The organism is Bradyrhizobium sp. Kon56, assembly GCF_055807635.1.
Map to the genome: position 1 here is coordinate 23831 of NZ_JBVVOU010000043.1, position 10318 is coordinate 34148.

General features: G+C 61.0%; 9 protein-coding genes, 1 tRNA gene and 2 pseudogenes. 6 read left to right on the forward strand and 6 right to left on the reverse strand.

The annotated features are described in order from the left end of the window. Positions 1-279: 279 nt before the first annotated feature. Both AC0L3B_RS35125 and AC0L3B_RS35130 read left to right on the forward strand, forming a co-directional pair. Positions 280-354, forward strand: a pseudogene (locus tag AC0L3B_RS35125) (SOS response-associated peptidase); the annotation flags it as partial. Positions 355-1096: 742 nt separating this feature from the next. Next, a complete protein-coding gene (locus AC0L3B_RS35130; RefSeq protein ID WP_473382111.1) occupies positions 1097-1417 on the forward strand; it encodes a hypothetical protein in 321 nt (106 codons plus the stop codon). Between the two features lie 62 nt (positions 1418-1479). Here AC0L3B_RS35130 and AC0L3B_RS35135 read toward each other — a convergent pair whose 3' ends face one another. Next, complete coding sequence (locus AC0L3B_RS35135) at positions 1480-1713, reverse strand: DUF6074 family protein (RefSeq protein WP_473382134.1); 234 nt, start codon at positions 1711-1713, stop codon at positions 1480-1482. Between the two features lie 442 nt (positions 1714-2155). Further along, positions 2156-2350, reverse strand: a complete 195-nt coding sequence (locus AC0L3B_RS35140) for a helix-turn-helix domain-containing protein (RefSeq protein ID WP_473382115.1) — start codon at positions 2348-2350, stop codon at positions 2156-2158. 109 nt (positions 2351-2459) lie between these two features. Between AC0L3B_RS35140 and AC0L3B_RS35145 the strand changes: the two genes are divergently transcribed. Together AC0L3B_RS35145 and AC0L3B_RS35150 are read left to right on the forward strand one after the other, a co-directional pair. Further along, on the forward strand, positions 2460-3083 hold the full coding sequence (locus AC0L3B_RS35145; protein ID WP_473382119.1) for a hypothetical protein: 624 nt from the start codon (positions 2460-2462) through the stop codon (positions 3081-3083). A 307-nt stretch (positions 3084-3390) separates the two neighbouring features. Continuing rightward, positions 3391-4350 (forward strand): tyrosine-type recombinase/integrase, encoded by a 960-nt coding sequence (locus AC0L3B_RS35150; RefSeq protein ID WP_473382122.1) that lies wholly within the window; start codon positions 3391-3393, stop codon positions 4348-4350. Positions 4351-4424: 74 nt separating this feature from the next. Here AC0L3B_RS35150 and AC0L3B_RS35155 read toward each other — a convergent pair. Beyond that, positions 4425-4500, reverse strand: a tRNA-Trp gene (locus AC0L3B_RS35155). A 162-nt stretch (positions 4501-4662) separates the two neighbouring features. On the opposite strand from AC0L3B_RS35155, the gene AC0L3B_RS35160 reads away from it, so the two are divergent. Then, positions 4663-5913, forward strand: a complete 1251-nt coding sequence (locus tag AC0L3B_RS35160; protein ID WP_085351273.1) for a serine hydrolase domain-containing protein — start codon at positions 4663-4665, stop codon at positions 5911-5913. Positions 5914-6023: 110 nt separating this feature from the next. Here AC0L3B_RS35160 and AC0L3B_RS35165 read toward each other — a convergent pair. The 3 genes and pseudogenes from AC0L3B_RS35165 to AC0L3B_RS35175 all read right to left on the reverse strand — a co-directional run bounded on the left by AC0L3B_RS35165 (position 6024) and on the right by AC0L3B_RS35175 (position 9074). After that, a pseudogene (locus AC0L3B_RS35165) lies at positions 6024-7396 on the reverse strand (IS30 family transposase). A 144-nt stretch (positions 7397-7540) separates the two neighbouring features. Next, the gene (locus AC0L3B_RS35170) at positions 7541-8308 is read right to left on the reverse strand and encodes an SDR family NAD(P)-dependent oxidoreductase (RefSeq protein ID WP_085351272.1); all 768 of its coding nucleotides are present in this window, start codon (positions 8306-8308) and stop codon (positions 7541-7543) included. Positions 8309-8375: 67 nt separating this feature from the next. Beyond that, a complete protein-coding gene (locus tag AC0L3B_RS35175) occupies positions 8376-9074 on the reverse strand; it encodes a histidine phosphatase family protein (protein ID WP_085384225.1) in 699 nt (232 codons plus the stop codon). Positions 9075-9208: 134 nt separating this feature from the next. Between AC0L3B_RS35175 and AC0L3B_RS35180 the strand changes: the two genes are divergently transcribed. Further along, positions 9209-9994 (forward strand): SDR family NAD(P)-dependent oxidoreductase, encoded by a 786-nt coding sequence (locus AC0L3B_RS35180; RefSeq protein WP_018456438.1) that lies wholly within the window; start codon positions 9209-9211, stop codon positions 9992-9994. The last annotated feature ends 324 nt before the right edge of the window (positions 9995-10318 follow it).

Below are 10318 nucleotides of genomic sequence, written 5' to 3' on the forward strand. Positions count from 1 at the left end.
TGCGGTGGCCGACCAGGTGCCAAGGTTCGATATCGCTCTTAACTGCAAACTAGACATTGCTGCCACGGCGGGGCTAACCGTCCGAGAGTCGACAAAGAGAGTGCATCAGCGACGAACAGCGGGCTCGTCAGAAGCTTGCAAGCCACTGGTCAAAATTTCCCGACGCCAAGCCGAGCAAGCTGCACGGCCAACGAAAGTGTCGGCGGCACGCCTAGCTACGTCAGCCTCTTTACATGCCTTCAGCTCGGCCAATGAGTTCGATAGGTGTTCGAATGGACGACCACGTCCGACGAGGTGGAAACCTGGATGACCGCGCCTGCCGGGGAAGCCCTGAAGCTGCAACGGCCGCTTTAGGACGGAGCATTCCGGATTGTGGCCCGCGGCGCCAAGGAAGATCCGGCGCCTGCCCGAGTCGGTGGTCAATTGGTGCTCCACCATGGCATTCCACATTGAGGTTCGCAAACCCGCCGCCAGAAGTCACCATGGGACTGGTAGATTGGCCTGGAGGTCATGGCCCTATGCTGTTCGAACATCAGCGTGAGATCGATCACGGCGCCCAGCGTTGCGGGCCGGCCGGCCGGAGCCGATGACCTCGCTGTACGATGCGGAAGATAGATCAGATTTTGGTCTAAGGGAGCAGCCGTGCGCCAGGGAAGCCGCGTACGGCAGATATTTCCTTGGAGGCTAGTAGCTAGTGTGGATGGGCCAAATCAGCTTTACGCGGTCTCGTAGCTCGTTGTGGATGCGCTGGAGCAGGTCTTGGACGCGGACCATAAGCCGGACCGTCTAACTTTGAACGATCACGACGGTCGTCCGCCCCTGTTTGGTGGCGGACATCACGGCGGTAAAGCCGATAACATCTGGCGCAGGGTTCGTGCTTGGCAATTCGACAAAGAAGTTAGACATGGCGCTTACCCGTCCCCGAGATATCGAGAGTAGTGTGGTTTTCCCGAGTGTTGCATGTAGTTGGGGATTCTCCACTATGGATTCCAGGATTTCGGGTGTGTTTGTCCATACCGAAAGTCGAGCTTTTCCCACACTGGACTCGCGATTTTCTGGCCTGTGCATGTCGAGCTGACCGAGCGCAAATCACTGCTTGCTCGATCGACACGAAACGGCGCCACTCGTTGGTGCCCGCGTAGCCACCCTTTCCATCTCGGAACGTAAGGCGGAATCTATTGGGTTTTCGGAATTCAGCGTTTCCAGCCCTCCCCCTTTCGGTCAACTCAATGAAGCCAAGCGCTTCCGCTTCCCGAATCGCAGGTGCAATGGCTTGACGATCAATCCCGTACTTTACGAAATCCTCGTAAGTAACAGGGAGGCGACCGTTGTCTTTGCCACCGTGGTGCGCAAGCTCAACTTCGATGCGGCTGATCACTCGGTGAGCGGACAGGCTGAGAACTCGATAGGCGTATGACTCTAGCATGTCTATGGTTCGAGCTGCCCACTGTCCCTGGATCGAACTCTTGCGCCTGGTCATTACGCGCCTGGTCTATCCGGCTTCTGGAACAACGTTGTTTGAAGAGCATGCTTCAGCTCATTCACCTCACGGTCGATGATCCGGCCTGCAACCCCCCTCCGTTGCAGTACCTCAGCCTGAATCTTCAGTTGGCGCTCAAACAGCCTCTCGGCCGCCGCAGGCTTCATTGCTGATGCATGCCGTGCCAAGCGATCAATCATGACTTTGCGCCGGACCAATGGAAACGGAATCACACAGCAATCACTCAAGGCAGCATCTCCAATTCGCGTCGCTAGATGTGCTAATCGTTGTTCGTACCCAAGGTAATGCCGGAACGTGGCAAAGGCTCGGACAGCTAAGATCGGTTCCTGCCCTCGTCGACCAAGATCGCGCCAACCAGGTCCGAGGTTTCCCTGATATCCACGGGTCGAGCCCTCCCTTCAATTTGATCAGGGAGGCGAAGCAGCGGTTCCATGGCGCTCGCGTGCACCCAACCTGCGTGCCGACGCGTACAGCGAAGCAGCGCTTCGGATGTTCGACAGTAAAAACGACCATGCCAATCATCTTTGCGCGATCTATTTGGTGAACCTCGGTACTGCAAAATCCACTGGATACGATCGCGGCATTCAATTACGCGCCAATTGTCGTTGAGGACTGCAATGACGCGATGATAATCGTCCGCTGCTTCCCGCCCGGTCATTTGGCGCCAACCCGCGCCAGCATCTGATCGAACGCCGCCTTCGGCACACGAATCAATTTACCGATCCGGATGGTAGGAATATCCCCTCGCTTCGCAGCCTCGTAGCTGGCGTTGCGCCCCAATCCGAGCAGGGCACCCGCTTCGGGTACCTCATAAACCAGTCTCTTGTCTTCGCTCGATCCGTTTTGCATCGGAGCCTCCAAAATAGTGTAATCCTACACCACTTGGCACAGGCTCGCCCCACTTGGCAAGGAAATAGTGGTGGACACCACCTTTAATCTCAGCTAGTCATAGAGCGTCATGTTCAGTTTGAAATCCTACGCACCAACGCTCGCTCAATATCTCAGTCTCTCCCCGGATGCGCTTTACGAGCGCCAACGCGCGCTCATTCGGTCGGGACTTCTCGTTGCGGTCCAAGGACGTGGGCCAGGTAGCGGTGTTGCAGCATCAGTTCCGGCAGTGGCCGTCCTGATGTTGTCCGTACTAGCAACCGATAGTTTGGTCGACATCGATCCCGTCGTAAGGCAACTCGGACGTGCGAGTGCAGGCAAGAAGTCCTGCCCGTTGACTGGCTCGAGCGAGTTTGTCCAAGCGTTAGAAATTATCCTCGCGCAAACGATTGCTGCCCGACGGATTTCGTGGATTAGGGTGATCCGCCCTGCTCAGCAGGCGGAGATAGTATTCAGCTCGACGAACCTTAAAAAAATCGAAACAAGCTCCTTCGGAGCGGCGCCGGAGACCCAAAATTTTCAAATGGCGATTGAAGCTAAACTTCCCGGCTTTGCAGTTTGGTGCATTGCGGATGATCTAAGCGATATAGCAGGCGGAAAGTCGTCCAGCGATATCGAGCAGCGAATGACCAAGATGCGAGCTGATCCCAGTGAGCGCTACTTACGCTTTTTCAGAGGGGACCGGCGCAGCTAAGAAACGGCAACTTGCGTCATCAGGCGCGCTAGGCTCGGAGAGAAATGTGAGAAATCAGACCAGATCTCGACGTTCATTTGGGGAGGGTGGTATCGATCAGCGGGGAGCCAATGTCTTTAGGCTCCGATGGCGGGCGAATGCAAAGCGGTTCACGAAAGTATTCCATGGGACCAAGGCGGGAGCCCAAAAGGAATTAAGGGCGCTCCTCACCGCAGTTGATACCGGGGAACACATTGACCCCAGCAAGATCACCGTGGCGCAATGGATCGATAAGTGGATCGTAGCCGGCGCGCCAGGGCGGAAAAAGATGAAGGTGGGCCAGCGTACCCTAGAGCGTTACGAGGAATTGCTGCGCGTCCATGTCAAGCCTAAGCTCGGCCATCACGTATTGCAGAAACTCAAGGCTACCGAGATCGACGAACTCTATGGCGAGCTCGAGACGAAGCTGGCGCCGATGACGGTCAACCACGTTCACCGCTGCTTCAACTCTTCGCTGTCGACCGCTGAGCGGAAGGGCCTGATCGCGAGCAATCCGATGAATCGGATCGAGCAGCTGCCGTCTGCGGGAGAGAGCGAACATGGGCTTGCCTTGGACGAGACAGACCTGAAGACGCTTGTGACCGGCTTCAGGTCGTCGGCCACGTTGTATACGCCTGTCGCCGTCACTGCTTCGACCGGCGTCCGCCGCAACGAACTGCTGGCCTTCCGCTGGACCGACTTCAGCTGCGAGGCAAAGACCCTCAGGGTCGAACGCGCGCTGGAGATCACGAAGAAGTTCGGCGTGCGCTTCAAACCGCCGAAGACTTGGCGAGGCAAGCGTACTATCGCCTTGGACGACAGCGCCGTCGCCCTGCTGGTCGCCGAGCGGGAAATCCTACAGCGGATCGTTGCTGGGATTCCCGACAGCGCGGCCGTCGACCTGAGCCTCGTCAGGCTCCCCGATGACGCCCTGATCTTCCCGGCGATGCCGCGGGCTGGCCAGGATTTCGATTTCGCCCGGCCACGTGACCCCAGCGGCTTCTCGAAGCACTTCCGGCGGGCTGCGGACGCCCTGGGATTCCTCGGCTTCGAATTTCATCATCTCCGGGGCACCCACGCGACCCTGCTCTTGGACAAGGGTGTGCCGGTGCACACGGTGGCCGAGCGCATTGGCGACGACCCCGCGGTCTTGTTGAGGAACTATGCGAAGCGGAAGCGGAAGCAGACCGCCGACACGTCTGTGGCCACGGTGATCAATACGCTGTCCGCGAAGATTTTTGGGTCCTGAGCCGCCTTGGGTCCAGCTTGGGTCCCGTTCAACGTCTGTTCGGGAATATGGGCGGGCTAACGTATTGATTTCGCTGGCAGGAGTGGCAGGGCTCGAACCTGCGACCCCCGGTTTTGGAGACCGGTGCTCTACCAATTGAGCTACACTCCTACGGACCCTGCGTTGCCGCCCGGATCAGGCCGCTTTGAAGCACAGGGGGCGGCCGGATTGCAAGACCGGATTGCAAGGGTGAAGCGCGCTGGCTTCGCTTGTTTGTGCCGCGCCTTCTGGGCCACAGTCCGCTCCGAACAATAATAAGCACCGGGAGTGCCCATGACTGCCCAAGCGTCTACTGCCCAAGCGTCCGCGACAGCCGCCCCTTGGCCCTCGATCGCACCGAAGACTCCGCCTCTGCCGGAATCCCGCCCCGAGACGCTCGGGCTGTCGCGCCCTCGCCTCCAGGCCATGTCGGACGCCTTCAAGCGCGAGATCGACAAGGGAACCATTCCGGGCGTCACCGTGCTGGCGGCACGGCACGGCCAGGTCGGCTGGTTCGAGGCGCTCGGCAGGCAGAGCCCGACGGGCGCGGCGCCGATGGCGCAAGATTCGATCTTTCGCATCTTCTCGATGACCAAGCCGATCGTGTCGGTCGGCATCATGACGCTGGTCGAAGATGGGCACCTGATTCTTGCCGACCCCATCGCGAAATTCATCCCGGAGTTCGCCGACCAGAAGGTCGGCGTGGTCAGCGGCGGCAAGCTGGAACTGGTTCCGCCGAAGCGCCCGATGACGGTGCAGGACCTGCTCCGCCACACCTCCGGCCTGACCTACGAGCACCAGGGCGACGGCCCCGTGCACAAGATCTATCAAAACTCGCGGGTGCGTAGCCGCAAGATCACCAATGCCGAGCACGCCGCCCTGGTGGCGAGCTTCCCGCTGGTCTGCCATCCCGGCGACGAGTTCAACTACAGTCGCTCGACCGACATCCTCGGGCGCATTATCGAGGTCGTCAGCGGCAAGTCGCTCGGCACGTACCTCACCGAGCGCATTCTCGCGCCGTTGCAGATGGCCGAGACCGGTTTCTCGACAGCGGAGGCCAATGCCAACAGGCTCGCCGAACCGTTCGCGGCCGATCCCTGGACCGGCGACAAGGTCGCGCTGTTCAACATGCTCGAGCAGCCAATCATGGAGTCCGGCGGCGGCGGCCTCGTCTCCACCACCATGGACTATGCTCGCTTCGCGCTGATGCTGCGCAATGGCGGCACGGTCGACGGCAACAGGATCATCGGCCGCAAGACGCTGGAGCTGATGGCCTCCGATCATCTCGGCCCGAATGTGCAGACCAATGGCACGCTGCTGTCGCCTGGCCATGGTTTCGGCCTCGGCTTCGCGGTGCGGCGCGAAGCCGGCATCGCGCCCTTCCCCGGCAGCGTTGGCCAGTTTTTCTGGAGCGGCATTGCGGGGACGTTCTTCTGGATCGATCCGAAGGAGGATCTGTTCGTCGTATTCATGAGCCAGGGCCCGGGACAGCGCGATTTTACGCGGACGCTGGTGCGGGATCTGGTGTACGCGGCGGTGGATTGAAGCGGCGCCGCTATGCGCGGCGCTGCATCACATTTTCGCTGTCATGCCCCGGCTTGACCGGGGCATCCAGGGGGGATTCAAACGGTCGTCGCAACACCAGTTACTTTCACTCATAACAGAAGATCGTCAAGCGCCTCTGCCGGCGTTTTCCAGCCTAGTGTCTTCCGCGGTCGGGCATTGAGGGCCGCTGCCACAGCGGATATCTCCTCGGCGCTGTGGATGCTCAGGTCCGTGCCTTCGGGAAGTACTGCCGCAGCAGCCCGTTGGTGTTCTCGTTAGTGCCGCGCTGCCATGGGCTTTGCGGGTCGCAGAAGTAGACCTGGATACCCGCATCGATCTTGAGACGATCGTGCTTAGCCATTTCGGCTCCCTGATCCCAGGTTAGCGAACGGCGCAGCTCTTCGGGCAAAGTGATCATGGTGCGCGTGATCGCGTCGCGCACGGCTTCGGCCCCATGTCCCGCAAGGGCTGGCCCGTTCTTCGCGCGCGGAGCTTCGCCATGCCCCGCCAACCGTGGAAGGTGCAAGAGCATCGTAAAGCGCGTCGTGCGCTCGACCAGCGTGCCGATGGCCGAGCTGCCAAAACCGAGGATAAGGTCCCCCTCCCAATGTCCCGGCACTGCTCGATCGGCAGCTTCAGCAGGGCGCTCACTGATAATGATCTCCGGCGAGACAAAGCCCTTGCCTCGCCTGCGTACGCGCGCTCTGGGCATCCGTAACACACGCCCTGTTCGCAAGCAGGCCGTCAGCTCGCGGCGTAGCGCGCCACGGCCCTGAACGAAGAGGGCTTGATAGATAGCTTCGTGGCTGATGCGCATCGTCTTGTCGTCCGGGAAGTCGATCGGCAAGCGTCGGGCAATCTGCTCAGGGCTCCAGGCTTTGGCCCATCGCCGATCCTTGCGCTGGCCATGCCGCCGCCCCTTCCACGGAACGGCGGGACCAGGAACGGGAGCGCCGGTCGGGGCTACGACGCCGCCAGCAAGTCTTTCCTCCACATAAGTGCGCAAGGTTGCATTGAGCGCAAGCTTGGTCGGCTTAGGCCGGCGGGCGGATCGATCCGCATGCCATTGGGCAGTTATTGCCCGATACCCCAACCCGCCGCCGCGAGTGGCCGCGTTGCGCCGCAGTTCACGGGAGACCGTGGAAGCAGCCCGCCCCAGGCGACGTCCAATCTCCTGTATGGAATGGCCCTGCACCTTGAGAAGTGCGATCTCCTCGCGCTCATTCAACGAGAGATACCGCCCGGAGAGAGCCTTTGCCGAAGATCTGAACATCGCTGGTGGGATGCCGCCCGCCTTTCGGAATAATCTGCTTCCGACAGGTTGTGACAATCCGGCTTCGAGTGCAGCATCTTCGCTGCTTAACCCAGCGGCAATCGCCCGCCAAAATTTATTCTGTTCATCGCGCCCGGCAATAGAGGGCCGTCCCGGCGACGGCAATGGGGCTCGTCCTGACCGCGCCGATCTGCGCCTTACAACGTTCATCGCAACCTCCAAACTCCTGGTGTTGCGACGACCGTTTGAACCCGCCCAGTACTCCGGGGCGGATGTGGTGAGAGCGAGCTCTCCAACGAAGGCCGCGGAGTACTGGATCGCCCGCCTTCGCGGGCGATGACACCTATTGGGGCCTCAACTGATCGTCGCGCCGCCGTCGATCACCATGGTCTGGCCTGTCATGAAGTCGCCGGCCTTCGAGCCCAGGAACACCGCGGCGCCCGCGATCTCGTCGGGGATCCCGATGCGCAGCAGCGGCGAACGCGCAGTCGAGGCTTTCAAATTCTCCGGATTGTCCCACAACGCTTTCGCGAAATCGGTCTTGATCAGGCCAGGCGCGATGCAGTTCACGCGGATGTTGTGCGGGCCGTATTCGCAGGCCAAATTGCGCGCGAGCTGCATGTCAGCGGCCTTCGAGATCGCGTAGGCACCGAGGATGGTCGAGCCTTTCAGGCCGCCAATCGAGGAGACGATGATGATCGAGCCATCCTTGCGCTCGATCATCTGCGGCACCACCATCGAGATCAGCCAGTTGTTGGCCACGATGTTGTTGTCCAGGATCTTTCTGAACTGATCGTCGGAGATGCCGGCGAGCGGACCGTAATACGGGTTCGACGCGGCGTTGCAGACCAGCACGTCGATCTTGCCGAAGGCGCGGTTGCTCTCGTCGATGAGGTTCTGCAGATTTTCCTTCGACGAGATGTTGGCGGCGATCGCCACCGCCGTGCCCTTGCCGAACTTGTCGTTCATGCTCTTGGCGACCTGGTCGCAAACGTCGGCCTTGCGCGAGGAGATCACCACCTTGGCGCCGTGCTCGGCCATGCGCTCGGCGATCGCAAGCCCGATGCCGCGCGTCGAACCGGTGATGACGGCGACTTTCCCCTTCATGTCGAACAAGGTCATGTTTCTCTCCCAGAGTACGTTTTGATTGCTTGAAGCTTACGCCGCGTCCGCGCCACCGGGCAATTGCTCAGGCGAGCTTCTTGACTTCCGGTCCCGCGGGTTGATGCATTGCCGCATGCGCATCGTCCGCGATCCACGGCTGCTGGTTCACCATCGGCAGCCGCCAGACATTGCGCTCGGGGCTTGCGAAATAGTCGAGCCGCGTCACCGAGCAATTGTCGATATCGAACGCGAGCCCTCGCTCCGGCTGATTGTCGAGCGCCAGCCCCAGCGCCGCCTTGATGGTGCCGCCATGTGCGACCGCGATCACGTCCTGCCCGGCGGCCTCATTGTTGATCCGCTCGATGGTGCGGCGGGTGCGGTTGTAGAGGTCCATGAAGCTTTCGCCGCCGGGTGCAGGCTCGTTGATGTCGGCAAACCAGCTCGAGCCGACGGGACGGCTGGCGATGAACTCGGCGCGGTTCATGCCCTGCCAGCGACCGAGATTCTGTTCGGCGAGGTCCGCCTCCCATTTCATCGATGCAGGCCTCGGGAATCCGGCCGCCCAGATCGCATCGGCGGTCTGATGGGTGCGCATCAGATTGCTCGAATACCAGACCGCCTTGCGTGGCAGCACCTTGGCAACAGCATTGAAGACGTAGGTATCGCTGGTGTCGCAGGCGAGATCGGACTGACCGTAGATGTTGCCACCGTCATTGCGCACGGGCGCGTGACGGACCCACCACCAGCGTGTCGTGACCACTTTGGGCTTGTCTGCACCTGCCATCGAAACCCTTCCATCCCGTCTGATGTCGCTGTACGTCAGTAGCGAACGTGTCTCAAGACACTTTACCGTTTGAAATCTTGTTTGAAATTCCGTCGCGCGGCAAGCGTCGCGCGCGAACCAAAGGGAGAAACCGCATGGGCCGTCTGCAAGGCAAATCCGTCATCATCACCGGTGCCGGCAGCGGCATCGGCCGCGCGGCCGCGCTGCTGTTCACCAGGGAAGGCGCCAAGCTGATCGCGGTCGATCGCAGCGAGGCGGTGAAGGAGACGGTCGACGAGGTGAAGAAGGCCGGCGGTGTCGCGGAAGCCATGATGGCGGATGCGGGCTCCGAAAAGGACGTCATGGCCGTGATCGACAAGGCGGTGAAGACGCACGGCCGGCTCGACGTGATCTGGGCCAATGCCGGCGTCTCCGGCGGACTCGTTCCGCTCGGCGAGCAGACCGTCGAGCAATGGCAGGAAGTCTTGCGCATCAACCTGATCGGGCCGTTTCTCGCGGTGAAGCATGCCATGCCGCACATGGTGAAGCAGCAGTCCGGCGCGATCGTGCTCACCGCGTCCGTCGCGGGCCTCAAGGCCGGCGCCAGCGGACATCCCTATGCCGCGAGCAAGGCCGGCGTCATCTCCCTGGTGCAGACCACCGCCTATTCGCTCACCGGCACCGGTGTGCGCATCAACGCGGTGTGCCCGGGCCTGATCGAGACCGGCATGACCAAGCCGATCTTCGACCGCGCCAAGGAGCGCGGCACCGCCGACAAGATCGGCCAGCTCAATCCGCTCAAGCGCCCCGGCCAGCCGCATGAGCTCGCCGCGATGGGACTGTTCTTGGCCAGCGACGAGGCGTCGTACGTCAATGGCCAGGCCTTCCCGGTGGACGGCGGACTGACGGCGTCGATGCCGTATACGGGGAAGCCGGTTTAGTTCACGCACTCTCGCGTCCCGGACGCGCTGCAGCTTTCTCACGCTGCTGCGTTGCGTCCGGGGCACGAGACAGAAGTTTTGGCGCGCAACTGCTTCAGCATCGTCATTGCGAGCACAGCGAAGCAATCCAGAGTCTTTCCGCGGCGTCAGCCTGGATTGCTTCGCTGTGCTCGCAATGACGGAGTCTGTGCTCGCAATGACGGAGTCTGTGGGTGGCAGGGTCGCGCTTCCATTCGCATTCCCGTTCGCAGACACACCTTCGCCCTCTCGCGGCTTGTTCGCCCGAGCTTTGCTTGGTCGCCTCACCCTCGAATGAAAGAGGGC

What these genes read in the sequence shown, in the direction of transcription:
- AC0L3B_RS35140 (WP_473382115.1), bottom strand. Translation starts at nt 2,350, where the DNA reads ATGCAAAACGGATCGAGCGAAGACAAGAGACTGGTTTATGAGGTACCC.
- AC0L3B_RS35145 (WP_473382119.1), top strand. Translation starts at nt 2,460, where the DNA reads ATGTTCAGTTTGAAATCCTACGCACCAACGCTCGCTCAATATCTCAGT.
- AC0L3B_RS35150 (WP_473382122.1), top strand. Translation starts at nt 3,391, where the DNA reads ATGAAGGTGGGCCAGCGTACCCTAGAGCGTTACGAGGAATTGCTGCGC.
- AC0L3B_RS35160 (WP_085351273.1), top strand. Translation starts at nt 4,663, where the DNA reads ATGACTGCCCAAGCGTCTACTGCCCAAGCGTCCGCGACAGCCGCCCCT.
- AC0L3B_RS35170 (WP_085351272.1), bottom strand. Translation starts at nt 8,308, where the DNA reads ATGACCTTGTTCGACATGAAGGGGAAAGTCGCCGTCATCACCGGTTCG.
- AC0L3B_RS35175 (WP_085384225.1), bottom strand. Translation starts at nt 9,074, where the DNA reads ATGGCAGGTGCAGACAAGCCCAAAGTGGTCACGACACGCTGGTGGTGG.
- AC0L3B_RS35180 (WP_018456438.1), top strand. Translation starts at nt 9,209, where the DNA reads ATGGGCCGTCTGCAAGGCAAATCCGTCATCATCACCGGTGCCGGCAGC.